The sequence below is a fragment of the Natrinema pellirubrum DSM 15624 genome, assembly GCF_000230735.2.
GTDB classification, from domain to species: Archaea; Halobacteriota; Halobacteria; order Halobacteriales; family Natrialbaceae; genus Natrinema; species Natrinema pellirubrum.
In genome coordinates, this window is the sequence record NC_019962.1 from 874,113 (window position 1) to 892,480 (window position 18,368).

The 18,368-nt window shown below is 60.8% G+C and carries 15 protein-coding genes, 1 tRNA gene and 2 pseudogenes; 12 read left to right on the forward strand and 6 right to left on the reverse strand.

The features are described from left to right. Positions 1-105: 105 nt before the first annotated feature. From NATPE_RS04390 to NATPE_RS04400, 3 genes are all read right to left on the reverse strand, one after another. The gene (locus NATPE_RS04390) at positions 106-2,586 is read right to left on the reverse strand and encodes a cbb3-type cytochrome c oxidase subunit I (RefSeq protein WP_006179989.1); all 2,481 of its coding nucleotides are present in this window, start codon (positions 2,584-2,586) and stop codon (positions 106-108) included. After that, positions 2,586-3,575 (reverse strand): cytochrome c oxidase subunit II, encoded by a 990-nt coding sequence (gene coxB / locus NATPE_RS04395; RefSeq protein WP_006179988.1) that lies wholly within the window; start codon positions 3,573-3,575, stop codon positions 2,586-2,588. Before coxB ends, NATPE_RS04390 begins: the two co-directional genes overlap by 1 nt. 327 nt (positions 3,576-3,902) lie before the next feature. Further along, positions 3,903-4,337 (reverse strand): hypothetical protein, encoded by a 435-nt coding sequence (locus tag NATPE_RS04400; RefSeq protein ID WP_006179987.1) that lies wholly within the window; start codon positions 4,335-4,337, stop codon positions 3,903-3,905. Between the two features lie 59 nt (positions 4,338-4,396). Here NATPE_RS04400 and NATPE_RS04405 point away from each other — a divergent pair, with 59 nt between their 5' ends. Further along, positions 4,397-5,032 carry an adenylate kinase gene (locus NATPE_RS04405; RefSeq protein ID WP_006179986.1) on the forward strand — a complete coding sequence of 212 codons (636 nt, stop codon included), beginning with the start codon at positions 4,397-4,399 and terminating at the stop codon, positions 5,030-5,032. Positions 5,033-5,045: 13 nt separating this feature from the next. Here the strand turns inward: NATPE_RS04405 and NATPE_RS04410 are convergent, their stop codons facing one another. After that, positions 5,046-6,596: a DUF7289 family protein gene (locus tag NATPE_RS04410; RefSeq protein ID WP_006179985.1), complete on the reverse strand. Its 1,551-nt coding sequence runs from the start codon at positions 6,594-6,596 to the stop codon at positions 5,046-5,048. A 209-nt stretch (positions 6,597-6,805) separates the two neighbouring features. On the opposite strand from NATPE_RS04410, the gene NATPE_RS04415 reads away from it, so the two are divergent. From NATPE_RS04415 to NATPE_RS20980, 6 genes and pseudogenes are all read left to right on the forward strand, one after another. Beyond that, positions 6,806-7,744 carry a DUF106 domain-containing protein gene (locus tag NATPE_RS04415; protein WP_006179984.1) on the forward strand — a complete coding sequence of 313 codons (939 nt, stop codon included), beginning with the start codon at positions 6,806-6,808 and terminating at the stop codon, positions 7,742-7,744. Positions 7,745-7,845: 101 nt separating this feature from the next. Next, positions 7,846-8,424: a (d)CMP kinase gene (gene cmk, locus NATPE_RS04420; protein ID WP_006179983.1), complete on the forward strand. Its 579-nt coding sequence runs from the start codon at positions 7,846-7,848 to the stop codon at positions 8,422-8,424. Further along, on the forward strand, positions 8,421-9,326 hold the full coding sequence (locus tag NATPE_RS04425; protein ID WP_006179982.1) for an RNA-guided pseudouridylation complex pseudouridine synthase subunit Cbf5: 906 nt from the start codon (positions 8,421-8,423) through the stop codon (positions 9,324-9,326). Before cmk ends, NATPE_RS04425 begins: the two co-directional genes overlap by 4 nt. A 71-nt stretch (positions 9,327-9,397) precedes the next feature. After that, a tRNA-Pro gene (locus NATPE_RS04430) sits at positions 9,398-9,468 on the forward strand. Between the two features lie 208 nt (positions 9,469-9,676). Continuing rightward, positions 9,677-9,957, forward strand: a pseudogene (locus tag NATPE_RS22940) (DUF7563 family protein). Positions 9,958-9,999: 42 nt separating this feature from the next. Further along, a complete protein-coding gene (locus tag NATPE_RS20980) occupies positions 10,000-10,443 on the forward strand; it encodes a hypothetical protein (RefSeq protein WP_006179981.1) in 444 nt (147 codons plus the stop codon). A gap of 72 nt (positions 10,444-10,515) precedes the next feature. On the opposite strand, the gene NATPE_RS20985 is transcribed toward NATPE_RS20980, so the two are convergent. Beyond that, positions 10,516-10,731, reverse strand: a complete 216-nt coding sequence (locus NATPE_RS20985; protein ID WP_081597625.1) for a hypothetical protein — start codon at positions 10,729-10,731, stop codon at positions 10,516-10,518. A 609-nt stretch (positions 10,732-11,340) separates the two neighbouring features. Between NATPE_RS20985 and NATPE_RS04440 the strand changes: the two genes are divergently transcribed. The 4 genes and pseudogenes from NATPE_RS04440 (at position 11,341) to NATPE_RS04455 (ending at position 13,846) form a co-directional block, all read left to right on the forward strand. Beyond that, positions 11,341-11,754, forward strand: coding sequence for a type IV pilin (locus tag NATPE_RS04440; protein WP_006179979.1), 414 nt, complete (start codon positions 11,341-11,343; stop codon positions 11,752-11,754). 3 nt (positions 11,755-11,757) lie between these two features. Further along, positions 11,758-12,219 (forward strand): type IV pilin, encoded by a 462-nt coding sequence (locus tag NATPE_RS04445; RefSeq protein WP_006179978.1) that lies wholly within the window; start codon positions 11,758-11,760, stop codon positions 12,217-12,219. A 598-nt stretch (positions 12,220-12,817) separates the two neighbouring features. Next, a pseudogene (locus NATPE_RS04450) lies at positions 12,818-13,213 on the forward strand (type IV pilin); the annotation flags it as partial. Positions 13,214-13,570: 357 nt separating this feature from the next. Then, positions 13,571-13,846 carry a HalOD1 output domain-containing protein gene (locus NATPE_RS04455; protein WP_015298769.1) on the forward strand — a complete coding sequence of 92 codons (276 nt, stop codon included), beginning with the start codon at positions 13,571-13,573 and terminating at the stop codon, positions 13,844-13,846. A 59-nt stretch (positions 13,847-13,905) separates the two neighbouring features. Here NATPE_RS04455 and NATPE_RS04460 read toward each other — a convergent pair whose 3' ends face one another. After that, on the reverse strand, positions 13,906-15,189 hold the full coding sequence (locus tag NATPE_RS04460; protein WP_006179975.1) for a zinc metalloprotease: 1,284 nt from the start codon (positions 15,187-15,189) through the stop codon (positions 13,906-13,908). A gap of 165 nt (positions 15,190-15,354) precedes the next feature. Between NATPE_RS04460 and NATPE_RS04465 the strand changes: the two genes are divergently transcribed. Further along, the gene (locus tag NATPE_RS04465; protein WP_006179974.1) at positions 15,355-18,177 is read left to right on the forward strand and encodes an ATP-dependent helicase; all 2,823 of its coding nucleotides are present in this window, start codon (positions 15,355-15,357) and stop codon (positions 18,175-18,177) included. Positions 18,178-18,368: the final 191 nt, after the last annotated feature.

Genomic DNA, 18,368 nt, shown 5'->3' on the forward strand with positions numbered 1-18,368 from the left:
GCCAATCGGTATCGGCGACAGGAAGCATCGAAACTGTACGATTGCCCGTAACCGTTCGAACGCAAAATCACGACCGCACGGCGAAAGCCCGCGTCGGCGCGGGCTTTACATCAGGTAGAACAGCGGGAACAGGAAGACCCAGACGATGTCGACGAAGTGCCAGTAGAGTCCGAAGGACTCGACGGGTGCGTGGTCCTCCAGGTAGGCATCCACCGAGACGACACGGTAGATCATGAACAGCGCGACCAGAACCCCGAGGATGACGTGCAGGGCGTGGAGCCCGGTCGTCACGAAGTACAACGAGTACTCGATCCCGCTGAACCAGTAGTGACCGTCAGCGAACTTGCTGCTGTACTCGAAGGCCTTGACGCCCATGAACACGAGGGCAAGCAGGACCGTCGCGCTCAGTGCGCCGAGCAGTCCCTTCTTGTTCTCGCGCTCGGCCATCACATGTGCGAGGATGACCGTGAAACTCGAGGTCAGCAGGACGTAGGTGTTGAACAGGCCGGCCTCGGTGATGGCATCGAGATGCCATGCGTCCCAGCCCATGTGGATGCGCATGAAGAGATACGCTCCGATGGCGGCACCGAAGACGACGACGTCCGAGGCCAGGAAGACCCAGACGCCCATCTTCTGGTTGCTGACACCGCCAAAGGGCCACCGTTCGGCGACCGCCATCTCGGGTGCGTCGAACTGTTCGCGGCCGAACTGGAACAGCGAGACCCCGAGCATCACCACTCCAAGAACCATGAGGGCCGGATAGATGATGTTCTGTGCGGGTGCCGAATCGAGCGTCACGAAGTTACCGACCTCGCTGTGGATATGCGACTCGACGAACGAGAAGACGTACGGCGTGATACCGCTGAGTCCGAGGAAGAACGTAAACGTCGCGACACCGATACCGAGCGGCCAGATACTGGCGTGGTCGGCGTGTTCCTCCTCGTGGCTCGTCGCTGCACTGGTCGCTTCCTGTGCGACGCCGCCGTCGGTCGCGGTGGCAGTATCGTCGACGAACTCGAGGCGGCCGCTGGCGTAGCTGGGCCGGTCGGTCCAGTTCTCGAGCGGTGGTGGTGACGGGATCGCCCACTCTGCGGTCCGGGAGTAGGTCCACGGGTTATCGGGCGCGTCGGGGCCGGAGATCAGGCTCTTCCCGAGCGTGTAGAACATGATCAGGAACGAAGCCCCGAACACGAACGCGCCGACGGTCGCCAGTTGGTGGTAGAACTGTGCGCCCTCGCCGTAGTGGAAGACGCGACGCGGCGTCTCCCAGGCCATGAACATCGGGAAGTACAGCAGGTTGAACCCGATGAAATAGACGGCGAAGTTGAGCTTTCCGAGCCGTTCGGAGTACATCTTCCCGGAGATCTTGGGCCACCAGTAGTAGATGCCGCCCATCAGTGCCGTGACGCCCGAGACCATCACGTAGTGGAAGTGAGCGACGACCCAGTAGGTGCCACGGAACTCGTAGTCCAGCACGACGGCGCCGAGGAACACGCCCGTGATACCACCGAGGATGAACAACACGAGCGCACCAAGCGAGAACAGGAACGGCGTCGTAAAGCGGACCCGCCCCTTGACCATCGTGTAGATCAGCGCGAAGACCATCAGGTCGAAAGGCAACGAGATCCCGATCGTCGTCGCCATGAACAGGGTCTTGATCGGGAGGTTGATCGTCGACAGGAACATGTGGTGCATCCAGACGAGGAACGACTGAACGGCCACGAGGACCATCGCGATGATGACCCACTTCCGGCCGACGAGTCGGCGTCCGGTAAACGTCTGGAACGTCTCGAACATGATCCCCAGAGCCGGGAAGAAGACGATATACACCTCCGGATGGCCGAAGAACCAGAAGATATGCGCCCACAGCAGGCTCGAGCCCTGATCAGTCGCGAAGTACTGCGTGAGGAACAGCCGATCGACCGAAAGCAGTAGCACGGCCGCCAGCAGTGCTGCGAACGCAAACAGCATCATCCAAGCGGTCAGCAGCCACGACCACGAGAACATCGGCATGTTCCAGAGACCGAGTCCTTCCGCACGGGATCGGTGCATCGTAGTCAGGAAGTTCACCGTCCCGATCGTGATGGAGATACAGAACAAGACCAAGCCAAGGACCATTGCGTTACCGCCGGTCATCGCCTCCATCGCCGGGGTATAGGTTGGCACGTTCAGTGGGGCATACATCGTCCAGCCGCCGGAGAACGAGCCACCCTGGAAGAACGAAACCCCCATCAGAATGCCGGAGAACAGGTAAAACCAGTAGCTCAGCGCATTCAGTCGGGGGAACGCGAGGTCCTTCGCACCGATTTGGAGCGGCACGAAGTAGTTAGCGAAGCCGCTTGCGATCGGGGAGAGGAACCAGAAGACCATGATGAGTCCGTGTCCGGACACGGCCTGGTAGTACTGGTCGTTCGTCAGCAGTCCGGTGCCGCCGGTCTGCCACAGGTGGGCCCGAAACAGCAGCGCAAGGAGGCCACCGAACAGCAGGAAGAACATCGCCGTCGTCAGATAGAGGATACCGACGTCTTTGTGGTTGGTCGTGACCAGCCACCGCTTGATCGACCGTTTCGGCGGAAGGTCACCCATCAGTTCTCACCTCCGTCGTTCGTTTCGCTTGCATTGCTTTCACTCTCGTTCATCTCGAGCGTGTAGGTCTCGTCGACCGGACCGGTCATGTCGAACTGGTCTTCGACCGTCTCGAACTGCCCGTTGGTCGACTCGATCGTCACGTTGTATTGGCCGGCCTGTTCGATGTCGGTGATCTCGATCGTGCCGTTGTCGAACTCCTCGGCCGTGAAGCTACGGTCCTCGATGGAGTCGTTCTCCTGATGCTCGAGGGTCAGCTCGTAGCCCTCGGTGACTCGGGATTCGTTTCCGTCGACCATGGTGAACTGCATCGTCAGCTGGTTGTCCATCCACTGGTCGAACTCGTCTTCCTCCATGACCTGAAGCGTCCCGACCATCGAGGTGTGGTACTCGCCACAGAGTTCGAAACACTCGATCTCGGATTCGCCGGGTTCGTCGGCCTGGAACCACGTCTTGTCGTATTCGCCGGGGATCGCGTCGGCTTTCACCCGTTGGTCGGGTATGCCGAAGTTGTGCCAGACGTCACCCGACGTTACCTGCAACCAGACACGGTCTCCCGCGGGCACTCGCAACGTTCCACTTGCCTCGATCCCGTTCTCGTACTCGTAGAACCAGGCGAAGCCTTCTCCGGTAACTTCGACCTCGATCGAATCCTGCGCGTCGTCAGTGCCCGGATCCTCGACGTACAGCAACATCCCGTACGTCCAGATCACCAGCGAAATGACAATGACGGCGCTGATGCCGAACGAGAGAAACAGTTTCTTGCCGCCCTTTCCGCCCGTCGGTAACTCCCCGACCGATGGCAGATCCTCGTCGTCGCCCGCAGGCTCGCCGGTGTCGCGGTACTTGTACGCGTTGTACAAAGTGTATGCGACCACGACGATGCCGACGAGCGTCCCGAGTCCGAGGAATACCAGGAAGATATTCTCGAACACGTCGACGCGGGTCCGCTGCATCGGTGCGATGAGTGCGCTGTAGAGTGTGTTCATCTCTTTTGAATGCCGGTTATATGTCGGAGGATGATTGCTGAGGGCACTTATCTATTTGGAAACCGCCCGACTGATACGGTCTGGCGGTCGCAACGTCCGATCCCCGTTTCGGGCGACGACACGACCACCAACTGTCTCGATTCATCACTGTGGGGTTGGGCCCGATACCCTTCTTTCTGTCGCCGATAGACTGCTATCGTGTCGTATTGTCTACATGTTACTCTTCGATATGTGGCTTTTGACGAACGTGTTCGCTTCCAGTGCCGGTGGGGACGCGAAACGGAGCCGATCAAACCGGAATGCAATCGCTTCAGTTCGCTCCCGCGCTTATATTTCGACCACCCAGACCCGCACCGTCGACGGCAGCTCGTACACCTCGAGGAAGACGTCGTCGAGAAACTGTGCGATCCGGTTCGGATCCGCTTTCGCGCTGATCCGGACGTTGACTCCCTCGGCCTCCTCGGGACGGTGGAGATCGTCGATCTTGAACGCAGGGAACGCCTCAAGGCGGGACTTTACCGACTCGAGTTCCGCGTCGGTACAATCGAGGTTGATCGTCCCGTCACCGAACTGAATCCAGGGGACGCCCGGATCGGTGGTCGCCTCGTCGGTCGTGGTGTCTTCCGATCCAGCGTCGGCCTCGAGTGCAGTCTCGTCGACCTCGAAGGTACAAAACGCGCTGTTTCGATCACGATGAGCGGTGATAGCGTCGACGTACAGTTTCCGTCGCTCGGCGGGTTCGGCGGCGTCGAAGCGGGTCATACACCGATGGACGTGCCCGATTCTTTAAGACTTTATGTGACGCCCGTAAACGGTGTCGTATGGCACAGCCACGAATCCTGATCCTCGGTGCGCCCGGGGCAGGGAAGGGCACCCAGAGTGCAAAGATCACCGAGGAGTTCGGCGTCGATCACATCACGACCGGCGACGCCCTGCGGTCGAACAAGGAGATGGACATCTCCGACATGGACACCGAGTACGACACGCCCGGCGAATACATGGACCAGGGCGAACTCGTCCCCGACGACGTCGTCAACGCGATCGTCGACGAAGCACTCAGCCAGGCCGACGGCTTCGTCCTCGACGGCTACCCGCGGAACCTAGAGCAGGCCGAGGAACTCAAAGACATGACCGACCTCGACGTCGTCCTCTATCTCGACGTCGGCGAAGAGGAACTCGTCCACCGGCTGACCGGCCGGCGACTCGACCCCGAGACGGGCGACATCTACCACGTCGAGTACAACCCGCCCGAGGACCCCGAAGTGGAGGACCGACTCGAGCAACGCGACGACGACACCGAGGAGACGGTCCGGGAGCGACTGTCGGTCTTCCACGAGAACACGGAGCCGGTCATCGAGTACTACGACGAGCAAGGCGACTTAGAGCGGATCGACGGCGAGCAGGCCCCCGATGCGGTCTGGGACGAAGTCAAGGCGACGATCGAAGACACCGCGTAACCCACTGAGACAGTCACTTATTTTTCACGTCTAGCGTGTGGACCGCGACGTTGAGGTGGGTGATATTCGGCGGCAGAACGTATCCTTCTTCGGGATACACACTAGGTCCGTATCCCTTGAGTTCGGGATCCCAATTGAAGTTGAGGTTCCCCTTATTGTCTTTATTCTTGTCTTTGTCTTTGTCCTCCCCGTTTCCACCTCCCCCTTGTACGTATACTGAGGAAGTAACAATCGAACCCGTGAAATCCGGGTTGGAACGTAAACAGGCTTGTGCATCTCCTACCGATCCTACGTCACAGTTTCCGTTAGCGACCTCGTTTGTACCATCCCAATCGTTACTCGGTGCATAGACCACGCCTTCGAAAGTCCCTCCCCCCATGAAAAACGACATGTCGGGGGTACCGTACAGTTGTATGTTCTTAGCACTCCCACCGTCCGATGCGACCTCTCCGCCCGATATTTTCACATTTTCAGTAGTATATATTTTCAAAACATTATCTGTTCCATTGGAATCGACCGATAGTCCGCCACTATTTACATTCAGGCTTCCATTTATTATCAGTGTCGCGTCGCCCTCTGTGAGGGTAAACTCGACTTCGTCATCTACGGTAACATCACCGTCGGCGTAATATGTCTCGCTCGACAGGTCAGTCTCAACATCCGACCAGTTCTTTGTCTCATTGTTTCCGGAATGTCTCTCTACGAGATCTCGAATAACGTCACCGATTTCTGGGTACGACGTTCCGCTTTGGACACCGTCGACTGAATTCGGATTTCCGCCGACATCGTACCCGTCTTCTTCAGAAACGGCAACGCCAGTATTGAACGCCCCTTCGAGGTCACGCAGGCCGAGTTCGACCTTCACGTATCCCTTGTCTCCCTCGAGCTGCGTGACGTTCCGGACAGATGCGTCGCCGACCTCCTCTTCGAAGTACAACTCCCAGCCGCGATAGTACTTGCTCGTGATCTCGAGCGTGACGGTATCGTCCTCGACGACGGTTGTGTTCCGGACCGGGTCCGTACCATTGTGACGAATGTCTACTTCGCCCGAACTGAGTTCGCGTTCACCACTGACAGTGGTCACGGGCAACGAAAGAGTTTGTTCTTCAGCGCTGTAGGCGATAGACGGTTGTGAAATCATCCGCGTCTGATTACCTGTCTCTCGCCAGACGCCGCCGGCCTGATAGGCGACGATGCTCCCGTCGTCGCCCTCGTATTCGATCGATCCCATTGTGAGGGTCTCGTTTACGTTTCTCGCTTTTATCGTGATCTCACCGGTCGCAGTCCTCGTAACTGCCCCCTTCTGGCCGGCATCGAACGTCATCGACTTCGGTGCATCGCCGTCTTTCGATACCGTCGCCATCTGTTTACTCAACTCGACGAACGCCTGTTCGACGCGTTCGCTTTCGGCCTGCTGTTCCGTGCTGGTCATAACGTCCCCGGCGACGAGCAGAATGCCGACGCTGATCGTCGCGACCATTCCGATCAGCAATACAAGCGCGAGTATCGCGCTTTGTCCCCGCTGTGACGGATCGGCCGGTCCGTCAACTCTTCGGAAGCCCATTTATACACTCTACCCGTTCGGGAAACCTTATGATAAAACGTTCGACCGATCAAACCGTTTATGTCGCTCCAAACCCGCCGAATGGAGCCGTCGACCGGTGGAAGTGTTCCGACGTCGGTATGGCTCACCGATCGGCCGATCGTCGGTCCGTCCTCACGGGAGTACCGAAGAAAAACACTTGTATAGCCGACGTGCCCTAGCCCAAGCAGATGACGCGTACAGCCGAAAAGATCGACGCCCTCGTCCGCGAGGATTCCTCGATGGCGGCGGCCCTCGAGGCCATCCGCGAGGAAGCCGACAGGAACGGCGGCGAGGTTCAATGGGCCGACGTCAGCGACGACCTGACGAGCGGCCAGTGGGGGCGATTGATCGAAAAAGGCGTTCTAGTCGACGGCGACGACGGGTTCGAAATCGCCGATCGCGAGGCCTTCGATCGGGCGCTCGACGGCGACGGTGACGGCGGAAGCGCGGCCGCCGACATCGAGATCGACGAGGAGCAATCGAGCTGGTCACAGTGGGACAAACTCGCCGGCGTCGGCGCATTGCTGTTGATGCCCGGCTACTGGTTCGACTCGATCCGCAACGTCGTCGGGAGTACGCTCGACCTCGCGCTCGGCCCGCTCGACGCGGCGTTGCCGTTTTACGCCGTGATCCTCTCGGTTGCACTGATCACCGGCCTCTACTCCTCGCTGCTCCAGGCGAACCTGATGAACCCCGAGATTATGGCGAAATATCAGGAACGGATGAAAGCCGTTCAGGAAGAGCAGAAGGACCTCCGACAGGAGAAAAAGGAGGCCGAGGAACGCGGCGCGAGCGAGGCCGAGATCGAACGCCTCGAGAACGAGATCGAGCGCGCACGCGAAGAGCAGATGGAAGCCATGGCCGACAACCTCGGCATGTTCAAAGAGCAGTTCCGGCCGATGGTCTGGATCATGCTCTTTACGATCCCGATGTTCCTGTGGATGTACTGGAAGATGTACGGCGGGATCAGCAGCGAGATGGTCGTTATCCCGCTCGCCGGCGAGGTCTCGTGGGGCGACCGCTTGCAGGGATTCATCCCAGTATGGCTCTTCTGGTACTTCCTGTGTTCGATGGCCTGCAACCAGCTCATCCGGAAGGCACTGGACATCAACATGTCCCCGTCGTAGGCCGGCCACACTGCGCTTCGGATCGAACGTCCACCGTCGTCGGAATTCCGCCGACAGCGGAGACGAAAAGTCTCATTAGTGCCACCCTCCCCAGATAAGGTATGTTACTCACCGTCTCCGGCCCGCCGGGTAGCGGGAAGAGTACGACCGCGGAGTTGCTCGCCGATGCCTTCGATCTCGACCACGTCAGCGGCGGCGACATCTTCCGCGAACTCGCCGACGAGCGGGGGTATACTCCCCTCGAGTTCAACAAACTTGCCGAGGAAAACGACGAGATCGATCGCGATCTTGACCGGCGACTGCGAGAGATCGCCGTTGAGGAAGACGATCTGGTCCTCGAGTCGCGACTCGCCGGCTGGCTGGCCGGCGACCAGGCCGACTTCCGGTTCTGGCTCGACGCACCGGCGCGAGTCCGCGGCGAACGTATCGCCGAGCGCGAGGAGAAGGACCCGGCCCGGGCAACCGAGGAGACGAAGGCCCGCGAGGCCAGCGAGGCCCAGCGCTATCAGGAGTACTACGGCATCGATATCCGGGACCTGACGATCTACGATCTATCGGTGAACACGGCCCGCTGGGAGCCCGAGGCGGTCCTCGATATGCTCGTCACCGCCGTCGAACGCTACGCGGCCAACGGCGACGAGGGGAAAGCACGCGTCGAACTCGAGAACGGCTTCGAATGAGCCTCCGTGGCCCACCGGCGGAGCGCTCGCCCGCCGACCTGCTCACCTTCGGCGTCGTCAATCTCGATAAGCCACCCGGTCCGTCCTCGCATCAGGTCAGTGGATGGCTCCGCGATGCGGTCGCGGAGACGCTCGCCGATCAGGGGGCGGCGACGATCGATCGCGCCGCCCACGCGGGGACGCTCGATCCCAAAGTAACCGGCTGCTTGCCGGTCATGCTCGGCGATGCGACCCGCCTCGCACAGGTCTTCCTCGAGGGGGCAAAGGAGTACACCGCCGTCCTCGAGTGCCACGCGCCGGTGCCGGCCGACGCGGAATCGGTCGTCGCCGAGTTTGAGGGGCCGATCTATCAGAAGCCGCCGCGGAAAAGCGCCGTCGCGCGTCGCCTGCGCGTGCGCGAAATCTACGATCTCGAGGTTCTCGAAGCCGAGGACCGCCGGCTCCTGTTGCGGATCCGCTGTGAGAGCGGCACCTACGTCCGCAAACTGTGTCACGATCTGGGGCTGGCACTCGGCACCGGCGGACACATGGGCCACCTGCGTCGGACCGCCACCGATCCGTTCGACGACCGGACACTGCACTCGGCCCACGACTTCCTCGATGCGCTGGCCTTCTGGGTCGAAGACGACGACCCCGAGCCGCTGTTCGACGTCGTCGATCCCGCCGAACGGATCCTCGAGGGGATCCCCAGCGTCGTGGTCGCGGAGTCGGCCGCCCGCGAAATCGCGCAGGGGGCGCCGGTCTACGGCCCCGGCGTCATCGAGGCCGACGACGGAATCGAGCAGGGGTCGCTGGTCGCCTGTTACACGCCCGACGACGCGGCGGTCTGTCTGGGCGAACTCGTCGCGAGTCCGGACGCCGACGAGGGCGTCGTCGTCGACCTCGAGCGAGTCCTCGTCTAGGGGTGAAACTGGATGCCGCACCGACCTCGAAACGACACCCTTAAGCGGCAGACGGCCATCGGTTCACGTGCGGGACCGTGGGGTAGTGGTATCCTCTGCGGATGGGGTCCGTAGGACCCGAGTTCAATTCTCGGCGGTCCCACTTTTCGCGACGCAACGAACGAGGGAGCGACGCGACCGCCGTGACGTGAGGAGCGAAACGTGGGAGCAGGGAACGGCTTTGCCGTGACCGTGGTCCCACTCGAAATTTTTTCAAGTGTTCAACTATTAGCGGCTCGTACTCCTGGGCCGGCCGAAAATCCAATTCTATATTTCTATATATTACCACGTATCCGGCAGGTTATCCGGAGGTGGTCGGCGTGACGGTCGCACCGTTGCCGTCGGTCAATCACTCGACGTACCAGCACTGTGGGCCCACGTTACAGACCGCTTCCGTCGTGTCTTCGGTGATGACGAGGATCGGGTCCACTGCTGTGGTGATGACGACGTACCGAAGTTCGTTCAAGGCGCTTTTCAGACCCTTAAGCGTGATAATCTTACGCTCGAGCAGCGTTGGGAGATTGCCAAGACGCGATCGATGCGAGTGATGACGTTCGAAGTCGGGTCCGCGACCGTCTTTGATGCTGAGTAGACGACGTAGATTTATAACATCGTACTAGCAACAAGAGGTCACATGAGCGTTGCGAAGGTTGAGTGCAATCAGTGTGGACGCACCTTCGAAGTTAATACGGGATACTTTCAGAAGTACGGCTCTGATCCGTACTGTCCTGATTGCTTAATTCATACCGATTGTGAAAACTGTGGGCGCGGCCTTCGTCTCCGTCCATCTCGGTATCAAGAGCTTGGTGGCGACCCGATCATTTGCTCACAATGTGATCAGCAATCGAAGCCTCAGGGTACAAGACAAGAAAAGAAGAAAACGTCGTTCTGGTATGGGCTGGCACCTGGGGAAAAGGTCGTCTTCCCGATTGTAGTCTTAGTCGGCATTGGCGCTCTTCTATCCATATTCGTGTATCCCGAGGTCACAGGCGAGCAAGTAGGTAGTGCGATAGGCGCATGTTTTCTTCTTACCTTCTGGATGATGTCACGAGGCGAAAAGAACAATCCAAACTCGTAGTGGCGGTAATCGGTAGCACTCAAAAAATCGAATACGGTTGTCGTCGGTCGGGAACTGCCGATCCCGCGGGCGTCAGTCCGTCCCCTCGAGCTGGAGGTCCGGCGGAACGGGACAGCCACAAGGGGAGGCGATCCCCGGCCCGGGGCCGGAGACGGTCATAAGCCAGACGGGCCGACCGCAGCGGGGGCAGTCTGGGACCGGTCGCTCGTCATCGGCCGCGCTTGAGGCGGCGTCGTCGGTCATGGTCGCCTCCGCGGGGGCGTGGGCACTGTTCGGGGTTGATTCCACCGTCGTGCGGGACGTTTATATCCCGGTAGAATGTAGCCGAACATGGCTTTCGAAGGCTAACCGCCTTGGAAGCCGAGTCTCGGGTGTCTGTAGCACCCGGGGCATTTCGATGCGCGCCCCCATCGCATTCTCGGTTGGAGACTGGCTTCCGTTCGAATTGTCGATACGCCCGAACTTATATCTACTGCAAACCCATAGGAATTTTACGCTCGAGCGGAAGAACATGTTACTGGAGGACCACCATAGGTTGGTTGGGATTGTTTATGATTTTAGATTACAATTGTCGGCTGAGAACGTTAGTAGAGTCCTACGTTTTGCGCTAATCGCGAGACGGCACGGCTTCAAGCCCGTGCTGTAACCCCTCCAGTGGCCCTTGATTATCAGCTATGAAATCGATCGCGATAGTTTTCACTAGCTCTGACTCTCACGATCCCATACCTATATATGGTCCAAATGGGCTGGTAGTGATATCAGCATCCGACGAACGGATGAGGGAAAACGTAGGTGCAGGGTCGGACCCCCAGCCCCCATGCGCCAACTGACCCAACCACTGGGTCGGGAATAAGTTTTCCTACCGTTCAGGACGGTGCTGTGCGGTGATTCGAAACTATGGACGCAACACAACTCAGACCGAAGTTAATCGGAAGCGAAGACGAACGAGCAGTATCGCCAGTCATTGGAGTTATTCTTATGGTCGCAATTACGGTCATTCTTGCGGCCGTGATTGCGGCGTTCGTGTTGGACCTTGGCCAAAGCCAAGGTGCAAATGCACAAGCTGGATTGTCCTTTGACGAGAATGAGGAGGCATCTGGCGATATTGAAGTAGTGGCAACGGTGAATTCCGTCGAACGAGCAGATTCAATTACTGTCGAAGGGTGTGGTGATACTAAGGATCTGAGTTCACCTAGCGCGGGAGACACAGCAACTCTCACCTCTAATGACTGCAGCGGTGAAACGATTACCGTTACTGGGACTACGGACGGGAACGAGAACGTGATTACCCAATACGATGTTGAGGGCTAAAATATGGACGGAAAACAAATAAAAATGAATCTCATTGGGGATTCAGAAGAGAGAGCAGTATCACCTGTTATTGGTGTTATCCTAATGGTTGCGATCACAGTTATTCTCGCAGCTGTGATCGCAGCATTCGTATTGGACCTGGGTCAGAGCCAAGGTGCAAACGCACAGGCTGGAATGGACTTTAATGAAGACAGTGATCAAGTGACTATCACTATCAATTCTGTTGAAAGAGCAGACAAGATTCAAGTGGGAACAACCGTTTCCAGTAGTGACTGTTCGAACGGTGGTGACCTTCCCTACGACATGGGGACAGATGTCGGAGGCACGTTCGTCTTAGAAACGGATGACGGAACGATAAACAACGGTGGCGACCAATCTTGCGACTTCAGCGACAGTGATGAAATCCAAATCATCGGTGTGTACGATGGTAGTGACAACGTGATCACTACGTACAACCCTAACTAAGTTCACTATCTCTTTTCACCGAACTTCTTGCCGTCTTGTAATAGTAGTTAAGTCTAGGTGAGAGGGCGAGTATTGTGACTATTGGATTCCGCTCTTTTGATGGGGGCAGACCTGAATCCTGAGAGTGCGATGATCCAAGTGTTCAAGCCGCTGCTGTAACCCGTTCTGGTCGACCCTGATTATCGCGTGTGGAAACGCTCGCACCGTATCGCTCGGCCGGACCCCACTCACTATCTGGTACCTATATGAGGGTTCCACCGATGGGATACACTCGCAGCCGTCGCGGACGGGATCGAACGACGGCGCTCGAGTGGGGGTTCGACCGCGATTGCTCGAGGCCGACACGGATTCGAGCAGGAGGACCGTCCGGGGGCTGCAGAGTGGATGGAAAATGGGGGACACGACGATCGATCCGCGGGGACAGGTGGCGACAGCGGCTGGTGGGTGCCGACGGCGGCCGACGCCGTACCGCGCTACCGACACCGTCGCAGCCCGACGCGAGCCGGGGTGGGCTCGCGGGCCATGCGACGACTCGATCCAGGGGTGGGTCGATGACTAGCGGCGACGGTCCGTCACGACGAGCGGACGACCGGGGGTAAGCCCGGTCGTCTCGACCGTTCTCATGGTTGCGGTCGTCATCGTCTTGGCAGCCGCCATCGGAACGTTTTTCGTCGGCTTCGGCGACCCGCTCGCTGGCGGTACCCGCGCCTCGATCGAAACGGCGGTCGCGCCCGGCACCGACGACGGCTCGGTGACGGGAGTCGTCCTCGAGATCGGCTCGAGCGACCGCGTCGAGATCACGGCCGAAACCGACGGTGACGACATCACCGACGGCACGACGACGGACTCGGCGATCGAACGAACCGCCATGGAAAGCGGCGAGCGGCTCACCGCTGAAGTGGGCCCCGCGGGGGATACCACGATCGAATTCACCGGTGTCGCGTACACGTCGCGTTCGGAGTCGATCGTCCTCGAGCGGGAGATCACGATCTGAGCGGCGACGCCCTCTCGAACCGCTGACCGAGCCGACCGAAAAAATACAATTGCGACGCCCGAACGCGTGACCGAACGGCCGTCGTGACGCCCGAGAGACGGCCGCTCGACGGTGGGTGGAATGCCTCTGACAGCCCACTGGTGCCGGGCGGCCGTGACACCAGCTCCGCTGGGCTATATACGTGTAAGGAGAACGGGTATAAACGTATTTGGGATTTCTACCTCGGGTGATGCGTTCGGATACAATCGCTCGAGTGGGATCACTACCGACACAAATCTGATGTCTGTCTGACGTGCGTCTGCCGTGTGTCAGCAAAGGATCGAGGGGCTTATTTACATCGTCGTTGGCCGCTGACATATGCCCACGACGGTTCCGACCAGCATTCGGGTTGTACAGGGGGTGGCGGCGCGCGAAGGTGTCGATCCGATCGATCTCGAGCCGCCATTGCATGCGGTCGTCGACACTGACGCACTGGACACGCTATGTCGGTCGGTCGACGACCGGTCGCGGACGCCGGTCGCCGTCGAGTTCTCCTATCACGGCCATCGTGTCCATATCGACGACTCGGGCGAGATAGAAATTTCCGCGGACGTCTCGACCGCGGGATCGACGGCGGGCGAAAACGAGGACTGATCCGGAACGGGACGCTCACAGCACCGGTTCTCGGGAGGTACCGAACGCGACTGTAGCGACTACTCCACTGCGACGGACGTCGTGTCCGGTGTGAACAGGGACTCTCCCAGATAACCCCAGTCGTCGAAGTCCCGGTCACCGCCGCCGGTGGAGAAGCCGTAGTAGTCGCTCGGCGCGTTGTAGTTCATCACGCTCGGGTACTGTGTAAAGGCGTACTGATCGGAGTCGATTCCGTCGAAGTCCCCGTTGGAGAGACCGAGCGAGTGACCGAGTTCGTGCATCGCCGTCGATCCGGTCTCGTGGCGTTCGGGTTGGGCCTCGACCATCATGGTCCCCAGCGTCACTTTTCCAATGACGTTCGTCGTCGCCGTCCCGCCCGCGACGTCGTTGACGATCACCAAGTAGTGATACCCCGCACCCGAGCCGTCGAAGTACTGGGACCGATACTGCGTCAGGTCGTCGACGTCCGTCTCGCGGTCCCAGGGAACCGTCTCGTCGAAAACGAGATGCAGGTCCGCACCCGTCGATCCGTCCGGGTTGTCGAGCGGGGCGTCCGCGAACCGGTCGACGATCCGATCGGCTTCCGCCTCCGAGAGGTCGGTTCCCTCCATGGTGTCTATCTCGACGTAGACGTCCGTCCGAAGCGGATCCGCGTCGGGGAGACGGTCCCCTCGGTGGACCTCCGTCCCGTCCTCGAGGCCGTCGCCGTCGGTGTCCGGATCGGTCGGATCCGTGTCGTACTCGTCGACCTCGGCGCCGTCGTCCAACCCGTCGCCGTCGGTATCGGCCGCAGTCGGATCGGTCCCGTGTAAGCGCTGCTCCATGCCGTCCTCGAGGCCGTCGCCGTCCGTATCCGGATCGGTCGGGTCGGTGCCGTACTCACGGCGTTCCGCAGCGTCGTTCAGCCGGTCGTCGTCCGTGTCGCTGTCGTTGGGGTCCGTGCCGGCCTCGATCTCGAGGCCGTCCGTGAGGCCATCGCCGTCCGTATCCGCGACCGTGGGATCGGTCTCGTACTCGCCGACCTCGACACTGTCGTCCAGCCCGTCGCCGTCCGTGTCGGTCGCCGTCGGGTCGGTCCCGTACTCGTTCACCTCAGTGCCGTCCTCGAGCCCGTCGCCGTCGGTATCGACCGCAGTCGGATCCGTTCCCAACCGGCTCTCCACGTCGTCGTCGAGACCGTCACCGTCGGTGTCGGCCTCGAGCGGTGCGGTCCCGTCCCGGACCTCCGTGACGACCGACCGTCCGTCGCCATCGAGGTCGACGACCGTCGTGCCCGCCACGACCCCCGCGGTGAGCAGGCCGATGACGAGAACGAAGGCGGTCAGGGCTCGCGACGATAGCATTTCCTGACAGTCACGAACGAGGGGATATCTGTGTTGTGGCTCCCCCGTGACTGCCATCGGCCATCGGCTCCCGGCACGACTGCCGTCGGCGCGGTCCCTGCCAGCTGTTTCACTTTCACTGCGCCGTCCAAACCCTCTTACACGCCGCCCCCTGAGACGACGAGCATGGACGGGAACGACGGCCTCGAGTTGCCGGTCGCCGACGCCGAGTTGCCCTTCGATCCCGACACCACGACGATCGCCGACCGCGACGTCTTCGACTCGCTCGAGCCTGCCGTCCAGGAGTGGTGGCTCGAGGAGTTCGGGGAGTTCGTCCCCGAGAACGGGGGTTTCTTTACGCCGCCACAGCGGGGCGCGATCCCGAACGTCCACGCGGGGACGAACACGTTGATCTGTGCGCCAACGGGGTCGGGCAAGACCCTCGCGTCGTTTACCGCGATCATCGACGAACTCTACCGGCGCGACCGCGAATCGTCCGACGTCGACGGACGAAGTCCGTCTGCCCGGGAGACGGCGTCTCCCGGTGGCCTCGAGAACTCGGTCTACTGTCTCTACGTCTCGCCGCTCAAATCGCTGGCCAACGACATTCACCGCAATCTGACGGTCCCCCTCGAGGGAATCGAGTCCGTCGTCGACCGACGCGACGGCGAGGGGATGGGCGAGATCCGCCACGCCATCCGTCACGGCGACACCGACGACAGCGAGCGCCAGAAGATGCTCGAGGAGACGCCCCACATCCTCAATACGACCCCCGAGACGCTTGCAATCTTGCTCAACTCGCCGAAGTTCCGCGAGAAGCTCCGCACCGTCGAGTACGTCATCGTCGACGAGATCCACTCGCTGGCCGCGGGGAAACGCGGCACCCACCTCTCGGTCAGCCTCGAGCGGCTCGAGTCGATGGCCCACGGCGAGATCACCCGGATCGGCTGTTCGGCGACGATCGAACCGCTCGAGGAGGTCGCGGAGTTTTTGGTCGGCCGCCGGGAGCCCGGCGGCCCCTCCCGAGATTACGAGATCGTCGACGCTCGCTTCGCCCGCGAGTTCGACATCGAACTCGAGTGTCCGACCGACGACCTGATCAACACGCCTCGCGAGGTCGTCCAGGACCGGTTCTACCGGATGCTCCACGATCATATCCAGGCCCACACGAATACGCTCGTGTTCACTAACACCCGCTCGGGGGCCGAACGGGTCCTGCATAACCTCCGGGAGCGGTTCGACGCCTACGACGAGGACAACTCCGGCTGTCATCACGGCAGCCTCTCGAAGGAAGTCCGACAGGACATCGAGGGCCGCCTGAAGTCGGGCAACCTCGACGTCGTCACCTCCTCGACCAGCCTCGAGTTGGGGATCGACATGCCTCACGTCGACCTCGTGGTCCAGGTCGGCTCGCCCAAGTCGGTCGCTTCCCTCCTCCAGCGGGTCGGCCGCGCGGGCCACCGGGTCGGCCAGACCGTCACCGGCCGCGTGATCGCGCTCGACCGCGACGAACTCCTCGAGTGTGCGGTCATGCTCAAAAAGGCCGAAGAAGGGTTCGTCGACTCGGTGTCGATTCCCGAGAACGCCCAGGATGTCGCCGCCCAGCACGTCTACGGGATGGCCATCGCCGAGATCCGTCCCGAGGCCGACCTGAAAGCGACGCTCCGCCGCGCGTATCCCTACCGGAACTACGACGAGGCCGAGTACGAGTCGCTCATGCGCTATCTCACGGCCGACTACGCCGGTCTGGAGGAGAAAAACGTCTACGCGAAGGTCTGGCGCGACGAGAATGACCCGCCCGACGGCCAACACCACCACGAGGCGTTCCCCGTCGGCGAACCGCTGATCGGCAAGCGCGGCCGCCTCGCGCGGGTCATCTACATGACCAACATCGGGACGATCCCGGACTCCTTTACCTGTGATGTCTACACGCGCGCGAGTGACGAGTGGGTCGGCCAACTCGACGAGAACTATCTGGACACCCTCGAGAAGGGCGACGTCTTCGTCCTCGGCGGCGATCACTTCGAGTTTCGCTACCGCAGGGGCTCGAAAGTCTACGTCGACCGGACGAGCGCGCGCCCGACCGTCCCCTCGTGGTACTCCGAACGCCTGCCGCTGTCGTACGATCTCGGCCGCGAGATCCTGGCCTTCCAGGGAGAACTCCTCGAGCGCTACGCGGCTGGCGGGCCGCCGCGGGTCCGGGCGTGGCTCCGGGAGTTCCCGCTGGACGACGACAGCGTGCGTGCGATCGCTCGCCTGTTCGACCACCAGTGTCGGTACGCCGGCATCGAGAGCGTCAGCACGCCCGACCGCCTCGCCGTCGAGGTCGTCCGCGACCGCGAGGAGTACGAGCGCCACTACTACGTCCACTCGATGTACGGCCGGAAGGTCAACGACGGCTTCTCGCGACTGCTTGCCTACCGCTGCGCCCAGGAGGCGACGGCCAACGTCCGCGTTGCGGTCGCGGACAACGGTTTCGTCCTCTCGATGCCGCTCAACCGCAAGGTCGACCTCGAGGGGATCCTCGCCGACCTCGAGGCCGAGCAGGTCCGGGACGATCTCCGGGCCTCGCTGTCGGGGACCGACCTGCTCCAGCGGTACTTCCGGATCAACGCGACCCGCGCGCTGATGATCCTCAAACGCTACAAGGGCTACGAGAAGTCGGCCAGCGAACAGCAGGTCTCGAGCGAGATGCTGCTGGGCTTCGCCGAGGACCTCGACGACTTCGCGGTGATCGAGGAGACCTACCGCGAGATCCTCGAGGACAAACTCAACGTCGACGAAATCGAGGCCATCGTCGCGGCGATCGACGCGGGTGAGATCGACCTCGCCAGACAGCCACTGGACTCGCCGACGCCGCGAGCCTTCGGGCTGGCCACGCTATCGGCAAGCGACGTCGTCCTCGCCGAGGACGAGAGCGCGGCCTTGCAGTCGTTCCACGAGCGGGTCCTCGAAGAGATCGGCGAGGAGTCGCTGGCGGGGATTACCACCGGATCGGACGAGGAGTAGCGATTCGCCCAGACGGTCGATGGAACCGCGTGCCCGCCGTCGTTCGGCGATCGAGTTAACAGCGGTAGTCTGCTCCCAAACTGACTTTATCTTGGAAACTGAATTGGTGGCATGTCACCAATGATAATGCGAGGGCCCACCACACGACACGGCGCTGGAAGTACCGAGCCGGTCCGCGACCCCAACCAAAC